The organism is Pseudomonas sp. MWU12-3088, assembly GCF_023242405.1.
GTDB lineage: Bacteria > Pseudomonadota > Gammaproteobacteria > Pseudomonadales > Pseudomonadaceae > Aquipseudomonas > Aquipseudomonas kribbensis.
The window spans coordinates 276,192-291,757 of record NZ_JALJEA010000007.1 but is presented as its reverse complement, the minus strand read 5'-3'; the positions used below and the strand labels follow the sequence as shown (position 1 = coordinate 291,757).

Below are 15,566 nucleotides of genomic sequence, written 5' to 3'. Positions count from 1 at the left end.
CTGATGGCATAATCGCCAGCAGTTCATAACAGGGGCGCATCAATGTCCGTTGAAAGCTACGACCTGCTCGCGATCTTTTCGGCGGTGGCGCAAGAGCGCAGCTTCACCCGTGCAGCGGCGAAACTGGGCATGTCGCAACCGGCCTTGAGTCGGGCGATGCGCCAACTGGAGGAACGCTTGGGCGTGCGCCTGCTCGCGCGCACCACCCGCAGTGTTTCCCCGACCCAGGCCGGCGAACACCTGTTGCGCGTGATCGCGCCGCGGTTCGAGGAGATCGATCACGAACTGGCCTTGCTCAGCGAGTTTCGCGACAAACCGGCCGGCAAGTTGCGCATCACCGCTGGCGAGCATTCGGCGATCACCATTCTGCAACCCGCCCTCGCCCGGCTGATGCCCGACAACCCCGACCTGAATGTCGAGATCATCGTCGACTACGGCCTGACCGACATCGTCGCCGAAGGCTTCGACGCCGGCGTGCGGTTGGGCGAACAGGTGGCCAAGGACATGATCGCCATGCGCATAGGCCCGGACATGCGCATGGCGGTAGTCGGTTCCCCGGCCTACTTCGCCCGCCACCGCAAACCGCTGGTTCCACCCGACCTCATGGAACACAACTGCATCACTCTGCGCATGCCGACCCATGGCAGCCTGCTGCTCTGGGAATTCGAGAAGGACGGGCAAACCCTGAATGTGCGAGTCGAAGGGCAACTGGTGTTCAACAACATTGCCATGCGCCTGCAGTCCGTACTCCAGGGGCTGGGGCTGGCGTACATGCCGGAAGACCTGGTGCAGGAGCATGTCGCGCAGGGCCGGTTGATTCGGGTGCTCGCCGACTGGTGCGAGCCGTTTTCCGGCTATCACCTCTACTACCCCAGTCGGCGCCAGAGTTCACCCGCTTTCACTCTGCTGCGCGATGCGTTGCGCTATGGCGGCTGACGCAGCTCAGGGCTGGGCCAGGTGTTTTTCCAGTGCTTCGCTGGCGCGCCCCGCCGCTTCGACTTCTCCGTGTCGGGTCAACACCTGCGTCAACTGACGCAATTGCGCAGCGCTCAAGCCCACCCGCAGGCTGGCCGCGATATGCGAACGCAACTGCGATTCGGCGCCGGGCGTAGCCGCCAGGGCTGAAACCGTGGCCAGTTCACGGCTTTGCCAGTCCAGGTTGTCGCGTTCGAAGATGTCGCCGAACAGGTGCGTCTGCAAAAACTGGTTGATGACCGGCGCGAAGTCGAACAACGGGCCCTGAACCGGCGCCCCGGCGATACGGGTCTGATTGGCCTTGCCCGCTGCCAGCAAGGCGTCGCCTGTGGCCACGGCGTGACCGGGTTCGCGCCCCGGCTCATCGTGAATGCCCCGTTGCTTGCGCGCCTCGACCACTTTCATCAACTCGCCCAGCGCATTGAGGCTGCGTGGGAAACCGGCGTAGGCATACAGTTGCACCAGGATTTCCTTTGCCTCGCTGACGGTCAGCCCGGCATCCAGCCCTTCGTTCAATGCGCTGTTGAGACGCGCCATGTTGCTACTGGCCATGGCCGCGCCAATCGGCACGATTGCCTGCTGCCTCGCGGACAACACTTCGGAGACGGCGGCTTCTTCTGCCGGTACTGCCGGCGGCAGTGGCTGATCGTCGGCGACTTTCTCCAGCCACTCCACATTCTTGCCGTTCACCGAGCCGGTCACGGCCAGGTGGGTCATGGTGCTGTTGGGCGCGGCGCCGTGCCAATGCTTGACGCCCGGCGGGCAGACGATCACATCGCCGGGATGAATGTCCTGCACGGGCTTGCCCCATTCCTGGGTCTGCCCGACACCGGAAATCACCACCAGCCGCTGCCCCGCCGGATGGGTGTGCCACGCTGATCGGGCGCCCGATTCGAAGGTCACGTAAGCGCCGGACGCATTGATTTCGCCCGTGTCGTTGAACAGCGGATCGACGCGCACACGACCGGAGAAATAATCTTCAGGCCCCACGAATGAAGCCTGGGAGCCCGCACGACGGATCTGCTGCGCGCTCGAAGGCTCACTGCCGCCGCCCGCGACTTCGGCAGCGCTGGCAAAAGGGGTGGCCGCGCACATGGCGAGGCCCAACAAGGTTTTGTTCATGGCGATGGCTTCCTTCGAATCAGAGGGTTCGGGCGTAGAACGCCGTCAGCTGTTGCATGGCGACATCGACGTAGGCCGGCACCCAATAAGTTTCGATGTGGGTGGCGCCGTCGATCTTGAACAGGGTCTTGTCCTGGGTCCCGGTGGCCTTGGCGAAGGCCTGCTCCGACATGTACAGGCTGTCGGCCTTGCTGCCGGCGATCATCAGCAACGGCTTGTCGATCAGTTCGATCTGATCCGTCGCATCGAAACTCATCAGGTCCAGCAGGCTGCTGAGGGTGTAACGGAAAGTCGAGTTGGGATGCGCGTGGGTCTTGCCGTAATACTCGAAGCCCTGGCGGTACAGGTCGAACGGCAATTTGGCGATCTGTTCGTCGGTCAATTTGGCATCGCCGATGTATTGGATTTCCCCTCCGGCGGCTTCCTGGGCGCGGGCGGCCGAGGCTTGCTGCAAGCGCTGCTGGATGGTGTCGAGTTGCGAATCCTGATAACCGTTGCGGCGCACCAGTCCGGAATTGAACATGCTCACCGTGGCAATCGAGCGGAAGCGCTTGTCGGTCTGCGCGGCCTTCAACGAATAGCCGCCACCGCCGCAGATGCCGAGCAAACCGAGATGGGCGCTGTCGACGCCGGGGTAGCTGGCGATGAAGTCGGCCATGCCGTGAATGTCTTCGACGCGGTTGGCCGGTTTGTCGATGTTGCGCGGCTCGCCACCGCTCGCGCCTTGATAGGCCGCGTCCGCCGTGATGGTGATATAGCCCTGGTCGGCCAGACGCTGAGCATAAAGACCGGCAACCTGCTCTTTCACCCCGCCGTTGGGGTGCGCGACGACAACGGCGGGATAGTGCCGGGCCGGATCGTAGTTCGCGGGGGTGTAGACGTTGGCGGAAATGGCCAGGCCATTGAGCGTGTAGGTCACCGGGTGAATGTTGACCTTGCCCGGTTCGTTACGGGTGATCGCGCCACCGTAGGTCAAGGTGAACGGGTTCTGCCGGTAATCCGCCGCCTCGACTTCAGCGCCCGACATTCCGATCATCGCGGCCAGCACGCCGGCCTTCATCGTGGTTCGCATCGTTTGCACCCTCCTTTCCATCAATACGGTATGGAGATGCAAACTACCCTTCGACGATTGATTGATAAACGGCACTAATTGGATAGCACTGATATCAGAATCACATAAGTCCGACGTTCGGCTTCCTGACCATGCACTCGCGACACTGGCCCGCCGTCGAGCGGGCCAACGCCGATCCTCTTAACTTGCCCTCTGCCCTACCCACCGATGGCGATAGGCAAGCCCGGCCTGCAAGCCGAACGCGAGCAGCACCGTCGCCGGTGCAGAAAAACTGCCGGGAACACCGCCCGTCCACATCAGCAACAACCCCAGCGCCGTGGCGGCGAACCACGCCATCAGGCCGACCGGATTGAATGCCCGGCTGCGTTCAAGTGCACCTTCGTCATTGCTGCCATAGACAATCTGCGCCAATGCCACACCGACCCAGGCGACCACAAAAATGCCCTGATACGCCAATGCCTTGAGCAAGTAGGAAAACACGTCAGCGAGCATCAAGCCGTACACGATCACCCCGACCACCAATGCCCACAGCAGGTAAGAACCGCGTACGCCGAAACGACCGAAGAATGCCTGCATGTTGAGGGTCGCCAGATAGTAGTTGGCGGTGTTGATCCGGGTTTGCGTGGCCCAGACGAACAGCAGACCCCACAGCCCCATCAACTGCAGAATTGCCATCACCACAGAGACTTCGTTCAGCGCGCCTTCATGGGGAATACTGCTGACCAGATAGATGCCTGCCGCGCCGTTGAGCAGAAACGTCACGGCATAAAACGGCATGCCGAAGTTCCAGCGCCCATGATACTGAGCGTCCTGCGGCTTGCCGAAACGGGCGTAGTCGAAGGTGAACAGCATCAGGATCCAGACGCCCATGTAGGCCACAAAGCAGTCCCACCAGCCGAAGGGCGCGGGGGTTGCCGGGCCGAAATCGAGCCATTGCGGCTGGTAACCATAACGGCTGATCGACAGCCCGACCGCCACCAGCAAACCGCCCAGGTACACCGGCAACAACACGCCGTTGAGCTTGTCCAGCCAGTGCTGCACGCTACCCAGAATCATCGGCACGCTGTACAGCACCACCAGCAGGGCAGCCAGTGGATAGACCAGTTCCGGGTACAGGTGATTGAGCGCCACGGCGATCACCGATCCTTCGAACACGGCGTAGTAAATCGCCGTCGAAAAGAAAATCAGCGTGGCCAGGCATGCCCCGGTCCGGCCGAACAACACGCTTGAAAACAACGCGACCGACCAGCCACTGCGCATGGCGAAACGGCTGAGAACGCTGTTGATCAGCCCATAACTGATCACCGACAGCACCATCCCGATCAGCGCATTGCGTGCACCGAAAGACAAGGCCAGCGAAGCGCCGACCACGATGTAGAACATGGCGCTGCACACGGCCCACCAGGCCATGGTCAGAGACAGTCGGCCCATGCGGGCTTCGGCGGAAACGGGATGATGGGCCGGATCTTGCCCGGTTTGACTCGATTGCGATAAAGCAGCCATATGCGTGTACTCCAGAACCAGTCAAAGGTTGAAGCGCGGGCAGCCTTCACCGCACCGAAGTGCGGCGTTGGCCTGGCGTGTGGCAGGGCCCGCGCGGTGCGGCGGGCAGAGTCAGGAAGGGAAAAGCTTGCTCAGGCAGCTGAGTTTTTTCTTGTAGGAACGCCGTGCGTCCAGGGCCTCGTCGAGGCTGACCGCTACAAAGCGAGCCTTCTGGTTGGGCTGCATCTGGCCGATCAGATCCAGGTCGGCACTGATGACGGTGCCGATCATGGCGTAACCGCCACCCGATACGGCATCGCGATGCAGCACGATGGGTTCGAGGCCGGCAGGTACCTGAATCGAGCCGATCGGGTAGCAGCTGTCAACGATGTTCGACGGATCGGAACCTGCACCAAAGGGTTGCTCTCGCGGCTGGAAGTCCAGCGCGCTGCCGCCCTTGAAGCGATAGCCGATGCGGTCCGCTTCCGATCCGACGGTCCACGGCTCGGCGAAAAAGCTCTTCGCTGCCGCGTCGGTCAGGCGATCGTAATAAAGCCCCGGCACCACGCGCAGGGTGATCTCCCCGCCCAGTGACTGGCGCAGCGCCATGGGCAGACTGGCCCCGGCACGCCCCTTGCCGCTGGCTTTGCCCACCGGCAATTCGTCTCCGGCGATCAAGCGTCGTCCGGCAAAACCGCCCAACGCCCCGAGCGCATAAGTCGATCGACTGCCCAACACCAGAGGCACGTCGATTCCGCCTGCCACAGCCAGATAAGCCCGGGCACCGGCCTTGGGAAAATCGAAACGCAGAACCTGGCCGGCCTTCACCGCGAACGCGGTGGCGTGATGCATTTCCACACCATCGAGTCGAGGCGCCATGTGCGCGCCGCACACCGCAACCAGTGCGTCTTGCTGAAACGCCAGCTCAGGGCCCAGCAACGTACACTCCAGTGCGGCGCAATCGGCCGCGTTGCCGACCAGATGATTGGCCGCACTCAGCGCATATTGATCGAGCGCGCCGGACGGCGGGATGCCGAGGTGGTAGTAACCTTCGCGGCCCAGATCCTGAACCGACGTGGCGAGACCGGGTTTGAGTACCTTGATCATGCCAACACCTCCTGCAGCGACACGGGATAACCGACCGGGTCAGCGAGAAACGCATCCAGTGAAAACTCCACCGGCCGGATCCGTAAATCGAAATGCCCGGCCTCCACCTCTGCAACGGCCTGGTCATACGCTGCACGATCCATCGGCTTGAACTGCACAATGTCACCCGGACGGAAAAACACCATGTGCTCCTTCAGGTACGCCAGCGATTGCTGCGGGTCGTAGATGGGGGCCGGTGTGACACCGAACATCTGATAGCCCCCGGCGCCACGCACCGAGTAGATACAACCGAAGCAACCACCGTGACCCAGTGTCAGTTTCGGCGTGTCGGTACGTGGACGCAGATACTTGGGCACCTGCAACTGACGTTCGCGCTCGACCATCTGGAACATGAAGGGCAAACCGGCGACAAACCCCACCATCGAGACAAACCATGGCGCCCCGCTATGAGCCGCAATGAACGCATCGACGTCCGCCAGGCCATTGATGCGCGCGGCGTATTCCAGATCCGTAGCGCTCGGGTCCTGGTGCCGGTCGCGAAAACGCATCAGCGTTTCGTGGGTCCAGGGATCGTTGTACAGCACCGGAATCTCAATGATCCGGGTCTGCAATGTGCGCTCGGCAACGGCTTCTGCCTCGGCGCCCTGCACCGCTTCGAGCAAGGCCTGCGGCGCAATTCGATCCGGATCGAAGCGGATCTGGAAGGATGCGTTGGCCAGACACACATCGAGTACGCCATCGAGTTTCAACCGCTCCACGGCGCGGGTAACGGCCATGCCCTTGAAAAACGCCTCGAGGGACATGCTTTCACTGACTTCGGCAAACAGATGTTCATCGGCACCAAAGCTGTAGCGGATCGGACGACTCATGCTTCACCTCCGCTGCGGCGTGCGGACAGCCAGTTTTCCAGCGTCCCGGTATGAAAGTCGGCGGTTTGCAACCACGGTTGTTGCAGCAGTTCGGCGTGCAGCGACAAGGTGCTGGCCATGCCGGTCAGCAGGGTTTGCGCCACCGCTGTCCGGCCACGCGCCAGGGCTGTGGAGCGATCCGGCCCATGCACAATAAGCTTGGCCAACAGCGAGTCATAGTACGGTGGCACCCGATAGCCTTCATACAGATGCGTGTCCACACGAACGCCTTCGCCTTGCGGCCAGACCAACGATTCGACCAGACCGGGGCTGGGGAAAAAATCCCGGGCCGGGTCTTCGGCATTCAAGCGCATTTGCAGGGCCGCGCCATTCAGACGAATGTCACTCTGCTTCAGGCCCAGTGGTTCGCCACCGGCAATTCGCAGCATCGCCTGCACCAGATCGATGCCGGTGACCAGTTCGGTGACCGGGTGCTCCACCTGGATTCGAGTGTTCATCTCGATAAAGAAGAACTCGCCGGTGACGTCGTCATACAGGTATTCCAGCGTGCCCGCCCCCTTGTAGCCGAGGGATTCGGTCAAGCGTACGGCGCTGGCGCAGAGTGCCTCCCGCTGCTGCGCGTTCAGTACGGGCGACGGTGCTTCTTCAAAGATTTTCTGACGTCGGCGCTGTAGCGAACACTCGCGCTCGAACAGGTGCACGGCGTTTTTCCCGTCGCCCAGAACCTGTACTTCGATGTGCCGGGCCTTGCCGATAAAGCGCTCCAGATACACCGCACCATTACCGAAAGCGGCCTGCGCCTCGCGCTGCGAGCGGGGAAACTCTTCACTCAATTGCGCGGCACTTTCTGCCAGACGAATACCCCGCCCGCCGCCACCCGCCGAGGCTTTGATCAGCAACGGGTAACCGACCGATTCCGCCGCCCGAAGCGCCGACTCGACATCAAACAGCTCGCCCGGCGAACCCGGCACCACTGGAACACCTGCCGCCTGGGCAGTACGCCGCGCTTCGGCCTTGTCGCCCATGCGCCGGATCGTGTCCGGGTCCGGCCCGACAAAAATCGCGCCGCTGGCAATCACGGCTTCGGCAAACCCGGCGTTCTCGGACAAAAAGCCATATCCAGGGTGAACCGCATTGGCGCCCGTCGCTTGCAGGGCACCCAGCAACGCCTCGATGTTCAGGTAGCTTTTATCGGCACGGGCCGGCCCCAGCAGATGCACTTCATCGGCCAGGCGTGCGGCCTGAGAGTCGATATCGGCCTCGCTGCACGCGGCAACGGTGGGAATGCCCAGGGCCTTGGCCGCACGGATGATGCGCACGGCGATTTCGCCACGGTTGGCGACCAGCAATTTACGAATAGGTTGAGTCATGTTCACGCCCTCACTCGCTATCAAGCGTAGCGACGACCTGACCCGGCTCCACCGGATCACCGTCTTCAACCTGAAAGGCACTGAGGCGCCCCGCCGTCCCGGCGGTCAGTTCGGAAAACTGCTTCATGACTTCGATCAGGCCAATCACCGTGTCGGCGCTGACAGGATCGCCGACCTCGACGTAATTCGCCGAATCCGGCGTGGCCTTTCGGTAGAAAGTCCCGGGTAACGGGGTGATGACAGAGTGTTCGGCCATGTCTGTTCCTCTTGGAATAGTTGTAGAAAGGCAGGCAAAAAAATCGATGTTTGAACACCGGCGTCTGTGTGCCGGGTGTTTCGTTTTTATTCAGCGAGGGCGGCGCACCTCGATCCCGGCGGCATCGAGCGCCTTGCGGGTGGCCTCGACCAGCGCCAAAGCGCCCGGCGTATCGCTGTGCAGGCAGATGGAGTCGAACTCGATCGGCAGATCCTCACCCTCGACGGTGCGCACCACGCCCTCCTGGCAAGCGCGCAGCACACGGGCGGCGACAAATCCCGGATCGTAGGCGCGAACATTGCGGGTGAAGACGATGGAGCCGCTCAGGTCGTATTCGCGGTCTGCATAGAATTCGCGAACGACCGGTTGGCCGAGCTCTTTGGCGACACGCCAGATAACCGAATCGGGCATGCAATACAGCAACAGGTCGGGTTCCAGCCGTTGCAGGTTTTCCACCAGCAGACGCGCGGCTTCTTCGTCCCGGGCCAGATGCATGTACAGCGCGCCGTGAGGCTTGATGTGTTGCAGCGTCACGCCCTGCACCCGTGCCAGTTCGCGCAGTGCACCCAGTTGATAAAGGATGTCGTCGACCAGTTCCTGAGCCGGTGCATTGATGTGTCGGCGACCGAAACCCACCAGATCACGAAACCCCGGATGCGCACCGATACCGACCTTCAGACGCTTGGCCAGCTCGACGGTGCGACGCATGGTGCCGGGATCGCCGGCATGGAAACCGGTGGCGATGTTGGCGGAACTGATGAACGTCATCAGTTCGTTGTCGACGCCATCACCGATGGTCCACGGACCGAAGCCTTCGCCCATGTCCGAGTTGAAATCTACTGCCTGCATAACCCTTGCTCCTGACCCTTGTGACTTCATGCAGGCCACGTTAAATTCCCGCCAACCCCTTGGGAAGATCTATTAACAGATAGGGTATCTTCTGAAAAACAGATACCTGAAAAACAGGAACACCCATGTCGTTGACCTTGCGTCAGGTTCGCTACTTCGTTGCCACCGCAGAGATCGGGCAGATATCTCAGGCAGCGATTCATTTGAATATTTCCCAGTCGGCGGTGACCACGGCGATCAAGGAACTGGAAGGCATGCTCGGCACGTTGCTGTTCCAGCGCTCGGCTCAAGGCATGAGTCTGACGGATGCCGGTCGGCACTTCCTGAACCGCGCCTACGTGATTTTGCGCAGCGTCGACGACGCGCTGAACAGCCCGTTACCCGACATCCGCGCCAGCGGCCTGATTCGCCTGGCCGCGAGCTACACGGTGATCGGCTATTTTCTGCCGCATCATCTGCAACGGCTGGAACACTGGCACCCGGACGTCGCCATCGAAGTCCACGAGCAGGAACGGCAGGCCATCGAACAGGGATTGCTGGAAGGCAAATTCGATATGGCGGTGGTGCTTACCGCGAACCTCACGCACCCCGACATCGTTTCGGAAACCCTGTTCAACTCCGAACGCCGTCTGTGGCTGCCCAGCCACCATCCACTCTGTGAACGTTCGGCCGTCAGCCTCGCGGATGTCGCGCTGGAACCCTACATCCTGCTGACCGTGGATGAAGCGGAACAAAGCGCCATGCGCTATTGGGAAAACGCCCGCCAGCAACCCAACGTGCGGGTGCGTACCAGTTCTGTAGAAGCCGTGCGCAGCATGGTCGCCAATGGCAGCGGCGTGGCGATTCTCTCGGACCTGGTGCACCGCCCCTGGTCGCTGGAAGGCAAGCGCATCGAGACCCTGACCATCACCGACAAGGTGACCCCGATGAGCGTTGGCCTGGCCTGGCACCGCGAGCGCGAATTCAGCCCGGCGATGCAGGCCTTGCGCAATTACTTCCACGATGCGTTCCTGGCCCCGCAGCAACTTTCTGCACGGCGCTGACGCACAGGATCAGGCAAGTATTCGATAGGAATGCACTAACGGAATGCAACTTCAGAGCGAGAAGATGACTGTCCGACAGATCCATCGAGGACGTTCCCATGCTTGTACAAGCCTACGGTGCCCACGCGGGCGACAAACCCCTTGAGCCCATCCAGATCAATCGCCGCGCCCCTGCGGCCCATGACGTCCAGATCGACATCGCCTTCTGCGGCATCTGCCATTCCGACCTGCACCAGGTGCGCTCCGAGTGGGCCGGCACACAATTCCCTTGCGTCCCGGGACACGAAATCGTCGGCCGCGTTTCGGCGGTCGGTGCCCATGTGTCCGAATACAAGGTCGGCGATCTGGTCGGCGTCGGTTGCATCGTCGACAGCTGCAAACACTGCGAGGACTGCGAAACCGGCCTGGAGAACTACTGCGACGGCATGATCGGCACCTACAACTTCCCGACCCCGGACGCCCCCGGCTGGACCCTCGGCGGCTACTCGCAAAACATCGTGGTGCATGAGCGTTACGTGCTGCGCATCCGCCACCCCGAAGCGCAACTGGCCGCCGTCGCACCGCTGCTGTGTGCGGGCATCACCACTTACTCGCCGCTACGTCAGTGGAACGCCGGGCCGGGCAAAAAAATCGGCGTGGTCGGCATCGGTGGCCTGGGCCACATGGGCATCAAACTGGCCCATGCGATGGGCGCGCACGTGGTGGCGTTCACCACGTCTGAATCCAAGCGCGAAGCAGCGAAAGCACTGGGTGCCGATGAGGTCGTGGTGTCGCGCAATGCCGAAGAAATGGCCGCGCACACCAAGAGCTTCGACTTCATCCTCAACACCGTCGCCGCCCCTCACGATCTCGACGCGTTCCTGGTGCTGCTCAAGCGTGACGGCGCACTGACTCTCGTAGGCGCGCCCGCCTCGCCGCATCCATCGCCGAACGTGTTCAACCTGATCATGAAACGCCGCACCATCGCCGGCTCGATGATCGGCGGCATTCCAGAGACCCAGGAGATGCTGGATTTCTGCGCCGAGCACAGCATTGTTTCGGACATCGAACTGATTCGCGCGGACCAGATCAACGAGTCGTATGAGCGGATGCTCAAGGGCGATGTGAAGTATCGGTTCGTGATTGATAACGCGACGTTGGCGGGCTGACAGGCACCTCTGGAGAGAGGCGTTGCGCCTGCCCGTTCGGACACGAACGCCTTTCTCCACTACGCCCGGCCAACCGGAACTTCCCTTCATTAACGAGCCCTCCAACCTGCGTGCCTGTGCCCATCGATGGCCGGCATCCGCCACTACCTTCAGCATTCCCCATCAGCTCATTGATCTTTCCCCCTCCACCAAGTAAAAAACCCTCTCCCTTTTCCTCCTTGCAAGGAGCAGCGGATGCTCGAGCTATCCACGGATCGACTGGACCTGCGCACGATGGTCGAATCCGACTGGCCGTTGTTTCTCAGGCTGCATTCCGAGCCGCAGACCATGCAGTACGTGTTCGGTGAGATTGCCGAGGAGCAGGTTCGCCAAGGCTTCGAGCACCGGCTTCCGGCGTGGGGACCGCAGTCGGAGCACTGGCTGTGCCTGGTGGTGACCGACAGGGCCAGCAGGCACGAACTGGGCGTGACCGGTTTTCGCATTCTGTCGCCGGGGCATGCCGAAGTGGGATGCCTGCTGTTGCCGGAGCATCAGGGCAAAGGCTTTGGCACCGAGTCGCGAAAGGCGATCATCGACTACGCCGCGGCCATCGGGCTGAACTCGCTGGAATCGACCGTGACCGATGGCAATATCGCGTCCTGCAAGGTGTTGGAAAAATGCGGCTTTGTGTTCGCACGTCGTGTGCCGCAGGCCTACCAGATCGGTGATCGGTGGTTCGACGATCTGATCTACCACTATCAAATCCGCTGAGCCTTGCGCTCAACGACTCGCCAAGGAGGCCTCTCGTCGTGAATCCCTATCAATGCCTGCCACCCCGCGCTTTCTGGCGTACGGCTGTCGCCGACAAGTCCGCACCGGACATCGGTGAGCTGTGGACCCCGCAATTCGAGATCGGCAACAAGGATGCCATCGTCACCGCCGGCTCCTGTTTCGCCCAGCACATCGGCCGCGCGTTGGTTGCGCGCGGCATGCACTGGCTGGACGCGGAACCCGCCCCGGACGCATTGCCCGAGGCCGACTGGAAAGCCCACAACTACGGGGTGTTTTCGTTCCGCACCGGCAATCTGTATACCCCGGCGATGTTGTGCCAATGGCTTGAATGGGCGCTGGGCGTGAGCGCTCCGCCGGATGAGGCCTGGGTGCATGACGGGCGTTTCTTCGATCCGTTCCGCCCCGCCGTGGAACCTGACGGATTTGCCAGCGAGCAGGCGCTGTTCGAGTCGCGTGAGGCCACCCTGGACGCCATCCGCGAAGCGCTGCGTCGCGCCAAAGTGTTCGTGTTCACCCTCGGCCTGACCGAAGCCTGGCAACATCGCGAGACCGGTCTGGTCTATCCCGTGTGCCCCGGCACCGTGCGCGGCACTTTCGATCCGTTGTTCCACCGGTTCTGCAATTTCGGCTTCATGGACACTTATGGCGACATGGTCAGGGCGCTGGAACTGATGCGTTCGATCAACCCGCAGCTGCGCCTGCTGCTCACCGTTTCACCGGTGCCCCTGACGGCAACCGCCACCGGGCAACATGTACTGAGCGCCACGACCTACTCCAAATCGGTGCTGCGCGCCGTCGCCGGGCAATTGTGTGAAGACCTGCCCGACGTCGACTATTTCCCGTCCTACGAAATCATCACCGGCACCCCGTTCAAGGGCGCGTTCTACCAGCCCAACCAGCGGGAAGTGACGCCAGAGGGCGTGGCATTCGTGATGCAGCAATTCTTTGCCGGACTTGAAGCCGTCCAGTCGGTGCAGGCGCCGACCACCTCCACTAGTGTGTCCAGCGAGGATCTTGTCTGTGAAGACGCCGTACTCGATTACTACGCCTAGGTTTCTGCTGCTGGGCGACTCCCATGCAGGCGTCATCGGCAAGGCGGCGCAGGCCCGTGAGTTGCCTTTCGGCGGTGGTCCGCTGGGAACCGGTCGGGACTTCGCCGTCGACTTCTTCCAGTTGAGCCGCCATGACGTGGCCTTTCGGGATGCGGAAATGGATCGGCTGTACCGTCAGGCCCTCGCCACGCTCGAAGTGCCGCAACTGGCGAAGGTCGGCGTGCCGCTGGTGAGCACGATCGGCCTGAGCCTGCACTATCTGGCCACCGCGCCGAACTGGACCTGCTACCAGAATGCGCAAGGTGAGTTCGATGACGGTTTTCTCGCCGGGCCGTTGTTCGAGACGGTCATCGACACCCTGTCCCGCCCCGCCCTGGCCTTCTATGAACAGGCCCTGGCGCTGAACCTCAAGGTGTTCGCCGTGCTGCCGCCGCAACGGGTGCCGGAGCTGTCCGACCCGCGCGTGTTCATGGCGGCGCAGTCATTGCTGATCGAACGCCTGCAAGGGCTTGGCGTCGAGCTGATCGACGTGCGCGAGGCGGCGAACGATGAACAGGGTTTTCAGCGTGAGGCGTTCTGCGAAGTGGATGACCCGCTGCACGGCAATCTGGCGTTCGGTGAGTTGATCGTCGAGCAACTGATTCGGCGCGGCGTCTAGAAAAAGAGGGAGCGCATGGCTCCCTCTGATGTTTTCAAGCCTTGGGCTGCGTGCCGAGAATCGTCACCCGCTCGCCATAACGCGAATGCGGGAAGTAATCCCAGATCGCGTGGTGCTGGGTGCAGCGGTTGTCCCAGAACACCAGCGTGTTCGGTGCCCAGCGAACGCGGCAACTGAGGGACGGCTCCCGGGCCACCAGGTCGAACAGCATGTTCAACAGCACCTGACTTTCGCCCCCGGACAACTGCACGATGTGCGACGTGAACCCGGAATTGACGAACAATGACTTGCGCCCGGTTTCCGGATGACGCACCACCACCGGGTGTTCAGTCTTGGGCAGGTTGGCCGGTGCTTCGTACCCCTTCCATGGGATCGCACCGTCGTGAATCGCGGTCAGTTCGCCGAGGAACTGCTGCATCGTCGGCGAGAGCATTTCGATCGCCAGGTGCATGTTGGCGAACAGCGTATCGCCGCCCGTGCCGATGGCCGGGGTTTCCTTGACGTACAGCATCGACCCCATGGACGGCGCCAGGTCAGCCGTGCCGTCGGTGTGCCAGGTTTCCCCGGCGACGTAACGCGATTGCGCATTGGCGCGGATCACCACCAGTTCCGGGTCATCGCCGTCGATATCCTCCACCGGCAACGCCCGCAGTTCGCCGAACAGCCGGCCAAACGCCTTGTGCTCTTCCACCGACAGATGCTGATCGCGGAACACCAGCACGTGGTTCTCCAGAAAAGCCCGGCGGATTTCCGCGAGCTGAGCGTCCTCCAGCGGTTGCGAAAGATCGACGCCGCCGATTTCGGCCCCGATGATCGGTGTGATCCGGTCGACCGTGATGCGCTGATACGGTGCGCGCTTTTCTGCGGCGATGCGCTCGATTGCCTTGAGTGCCAACTGATCCATGTTTCCTCACCTTTTTTATTGGAACGACACCGATGACTGCTCGCGCAGAGAACGCGGGCGCATGTCGATCCAGTGCTCATTGATGTAATCCAGACAGACCTGACGTTCGCCGCGCATCCCGGCCGCATTCCAGCCGCTGGCCATCGGCTTGCCCGCCGGCCACAGGGAATACTGACCCTGAGCGTTGATCACCACATCGAATTGCTGCTGTGCATCGTTCATGTCGTTTCTCCTGTTGAACGGGATTGCAGGTGCCGGACCAGCCCTTCTGCAAGATGGTTGAACAGCACACGCCGCTCCTCGTCAGTCTTCGCACAAGCCCAGACGTAAACCCGCGCCGACGCTGCGCAAACCTGCGCATACGCCTCCGCGTCGTCAGTCGCGAAGGCCCGGGACGAGATTTCAACATTGGCGGTGGCATGGGCCTGAGCGAACGCCGAGGCGCTGGCTTCGGTATTCAGTTGTGCGTAATACACCGCGAACGCTTCGGCATCGCCGAAGTGCTCGGCGATCATCGCGGTATTGGTTGGCGCGAGACCGTAAGTCATCGCACTGGCATGGGCCTGAGCGTACGCCGCGTCATAGGCATAGGCCCGTCGATACAGCGCCAGCAACACCGGTTTGAGGGTGGCCCGCCACTCGCCCTGACGCCCGGACAAACCGAGCGCCGCCCGTTGATGCAGGCTTTGCAAGGCGAGCAGCGCTGGCCGATGTTTCGGCAATGCCTCGCATAGCATCGGCAGCACCACGTCGGCTTGCCAACGATGAATCGGACGAAGCGACTGCGTGTCCTCGAACCTGTACATCCGCTGACGCTGGACTTCGGGCTGTTCTTCACACAGCACCTGCGCCAAGGTCGGCAACCACCGGGGCATCAAGATCGGCTCA

General features: G+C 61.9%; 17 protein-coding genes. 6 read left to right on the top strand and 11 right to left on the bottom strand.

What is annotated here, in order from left to right:
• Positions 1–42 precede the first annotated feature (42 nt).
• Complete coding sequence (locus M5B98_RS18405) at positions 43–936, top strand: LysR family transcriptional regulator (RefSeq protein WP_114882368.1); 894 nt, start codon at positions 43–45, stop codon at positions 934–936.
• A gap of 6 nt (positions 937–942) precedes the next feature.
• Here the strand turns inward: M5B98_RS18405 and M5B98_RS18400 are convergent, their stop codons facing one another.
• The 8 genes from M5B98_RS18400 to M5B98_RS18365 all read right to left on the bottom strand — a co-directional run bounded on the left by M5B98_RS18400 (position 943) and on the right by M5B98_RS18365 (position 9,102).
• Positions 943–2,097: a cupin domain-containing carboxymuconolactone decarboxylase family protein gene (locus M5B98_RS18400; protein WP_248743555.1), complete on the bottom strand. Its 1,155-nt coding sequence runs from the start codon at positions 2,095–2,097 to the stop codon at positions 943–945.
• Between the two features lie 19 nt (positions 2,098–2,116).
• On the bottom strand, positions 2,117–3,169 hold the full coding sequence (locus M5B98_RS18395) for an alpha/beta hydrolase (RefSeq protein WP_248743554.1): 1,053 nt from the start codon (positions 3,167–3,169) through the stop codon (positions 2,117–2,119).
• Positions 3,170–3,349: 180 nt separating this feature from the next.
• Positions 3,350–4,672, bottom strand: a complete 1,323-nt coding sequence (locus tag M5B98_RS18390) for a purine-cytosine permease family protein (protein ID WP_248743553.1) — start codon at positions 4,670–4,672, stop codon at positions 3,350–3,352.
• A gap of 111 nt (positions 4,673–4,783) precedes the next feature.
• A complete protein-coding gene (locus M5B98_RS18385; protein WP_248743552.1) occupies positions 4,784–5,758 on the bottom strand; it encodes a biotin-dependent carboxyltransferase family protein in 975 nt (324 codons plus the stop codon).
• Positions 5,755–6,627 carry a 5-oxoprolinase subunit B family protein gene (locus M5B98_RS18380; protein ID WP_248743551.1) on the bottom strand — a complete coding sequence of 291 codons (873 nt, stop codon included), beginning with the start codon at positions 6,625–6,627 and terminating at the stop codon, positions 5,755–5,757. Before M5B98_RS18380 ends, M5B98_RS18385 begins: the two co-directional genes overlap by 4 nt.
• Complete coding sequence (locus tag M5B98_RS18375; RefSeq protein ID WP_248743550.1) at positions 6,624–7,997, bottom strand: acetyl-CoA carboxylase biotin carboxylase subunit; 1,374 nt, start codon at positions 7,995–7,997, stop codon at positions 6,624–6,626. Before M5B98_RS18375 ends, M5B98_RS18380 begins: the two co-directional genes overlap by 4 nt.
• A 10-nt stretch (positions 7,998–8,007) precedes the next feature.
• Positions 8,008–8,253 (bottom strand): acetyl-CoA carboxylase, encoded by a 246-nt coding sequence (locus M5B98_RS18370; RefSeq protein WP_085708515.1) that lies wholly within the window; start codon positions 8,251–8,253, stop codon positions 8,008–8,010.
• Between the two features lie 90 nt (positions 8,254–8,343).
• Positions 8,344–9,102, bottom strand: a complete 759-nt coding sequence (locus M5B98_RS18365; RefSeq protein ID WP_248743549.1) for a 5-oxoprolinase subunit PxpA — start codon at positions 9,100–9,102, stop codon at positions 8,344–8,346.
• Positions 9,103–9,227: 125 nt separating this feature from the next.
• On the opposite strand from M5B98_RS18365, the gene M5B98_RS18360 reads away from it, so the two are divergent.
• From M5B98_RS18360 to M5B98_RS18340, 5 genes are all read left to right on the top strand, one after another.
• On the top strand, positions 9,228–10,145 hold the full coding sequence (locus M5B98_RS18360) for a LysR family transcriptional regulator (protein WP_085708517.1): 918 nt from the start codon (positions 9,228–9,230) through the stop codon (positions 10,143–10,145).
• A 98-nt stretch (positions 10,146–10,243) separates the two neighbouring features.
• A complete protein-coding gene (locus M5B98_RS18355) occupies positions 10,244–11,293 on the top strand; it encodes an NAD(P)-dependent alcohol dehydrogenase (RefSeq protein ID WP_248743548.1) in 1,050 nt (349 codons plus the stop codon).
• Positions 11,294–11,527: 234 nt separating this feature from the next.
• On the top strand, positions 11,528–12,043 hold the full coding sequence (locus M5B98_RS18350) for a GNAT family N-acetyltransferase (RefSeq protein ID WP_248743547.1): 516 nt from the start codon (positions 11,528–11,530) through the stop codon (positions 12,041–12,043).
• Between the two features lie 38 nt (positions 12,044–12,081).
• Positions 12,082–13,116, top strand: coding sequence for a GSCFA domain-containing protein (locus M5B98_RS18345; protein WP_248743546.1), 1,035 nt, complete (start codon positions 12,082–12,084; stop codon positions 13,114–13,116).
• On the top strand, positions 13,085–13,774 hold the full coding sequence (locus M5B98_RS18340; protein WP_248743545.1) for a hypothetical protein: 690 nt from the start codon (positions 13,085–13,087) through the stop codon (positions 13,772–13,774). The genes M5B98_RS18345 and M5B98_RS18340 overlap by 32 nt, the downstream gene beginning before the upstream one ends.
• A gap of 34 nt (positions 13,775–13,808) precedes the next feature.
• On the opposite strand, the gene M5B98_RS18335 is transcribed toward M5B98_RS18340, so the two are convergent.
• The 3 genes from M5B98_RS18335 to M5B98_RS18325 are packed head-to-tail and all read right to left on the bottom strand — an operon-like array spanning position 13,809 to position 15,553.
• Complete coding sequence (locus M5B98_RS18335) at positions 13,809–14,678, bottom strand: TauD/TfdA dioxygenase family protein (protein WP_248743544.1); 870 nt, start codon at positions 14,676–14,678, stop codon at positions 13,809–13,811.
• A gap of 15 nt (positions 14,679–14,693) precedes the next feature.
• A complete protein-coding gene (locus M5B98_RS18330) occupies positions 14,694–14,900 on the bottom strand; it encodes an MbtH family protein (RefSeq protein ID WP_119429213.1) in 207 nt (68 codons plus the stop codon).
• On the bottom strand, positions 14,897–15,553 hold the full coding sequence (locus M5B98_RS18325) for a hypothetical protein (RefSeq protein WP_248743543.1): 657 nt from the start codon (positions 15,551–15,553) through the stop codon (positions 14,897–14,899). The genes M5B98_RS18330 and M5B98_RS18325 overlap by 4 nt, the downstream gene beginning before the upstream one ends.
• Positions 15,554–15,566 lie beyond the last annotated feature (13 nt).

Bases quoted from the DNA above. Each gene is read 5' to 3' on its own strand.
- M5B98_RS18405 (WP_114882368.1), top strand. From the start codon at position 43: ATGTCCGTTGAAAGCTACGACCTGCTCGCGATCTTTTCGGCGGTGGCG.
- M5B98_RS18400 (WP_248743555.1), bottom strand. From the start codon at position 2,097: ATGAACAAAACCTTGTTGGGCCTCGCCATGTGCGCGGCCACCCCTTTT.
- M5B98_RS18395 (WP_248743554.1), bottom strand. From the start codon at position 3,169: ATGCGAACCACGATGAAGGCCGGCGTGCTGGCCGCGATGATCGGAATG.
- M5B98_RS18390 (WP_248743553.1), bottom strand. From the start codon at position 4,672: ATGGCTGCTTTATCGCAATCGAGTCAAACCGGGCAAGATCCGGCCCAT.
- M5B98_RS18385 (WP_248743552.1), bottom strand. From the start codon at position 5,758: ATGATCAAGGTACTCAAACCCGGTCTCGCCACGTCGGTTCAGGATCTG.
- M5B98_RS18380 (WP_248743551.1), bottom strand. From the start codon at position 6,627: ATGAGTCGTCCGATCCGCTACAGCTTTGGTGCCGATGAACATCTGTTT.
- M5B98_RS18375 (WP_248743550.1), bottom strand. From the start codon at position 7,997: ATGACTCAACCTATTCGTAAATTGCTGGTCGCCAACCGTGGCGAAATC.
- M5B98_RS18370 (WP_085708515.1), bottom strand. From the start codon at position 8,253: ATGGCCGAACACTCTGTCATCACCCCGTTACCCGGGACTTTCTACCGA.
- M5B98_RS18365 (WP_248743549.1), bottom strand. From the start codon at position 9,102: ATGCAGGCAGTAGATTTCAACTCGGACATGGGCGAAGGCTTCGGTCCG.
- M5B98_RS18360 (WP_085708517.1), top strand. From the start codon at position 9,228: ATGTCGTTGACCTTGCGTCAGGTTCGCTACTTCGTTGCCACCGCAGAG.
- M5B98_RS18355 (WP_248743548.1), top strand. From the start codon at position 10,244: ATGCTTGTACAAGCCTACGGTGCCCACGCGGGCGACAAACCCCTTGAG.
- M5B98_RS18350 (WP_248743547.1), top strand. From the start codon at position 11,528: ATGCTCGAGCTATCCACGGATCGACTGGACCTGCGCACGATGGTCGAA.
- M5B98_RS18335 (WP_248743544.1), bottom strand. From the start codon at position 14,678: ATGGATCAGTTGGCACTCAAGGCAATCGAGCGCATCGCCGCAGAAAAG.
- M5B98_RS18330 (WP_119429213.1), bottom strand. From the start codon at position 14,900: ATGAACGATGCACAGCAGCAATTCGATGTGGTGATCAACGCTCAGGGT.
- M5B98_RS18325 (WP_248743543.1), bottom strand. From the start codon at position 15,553: ATGCCCCGGTGGTTGCCGACCTTGGCGCAGGTGCTGTGTGAAGAACAG.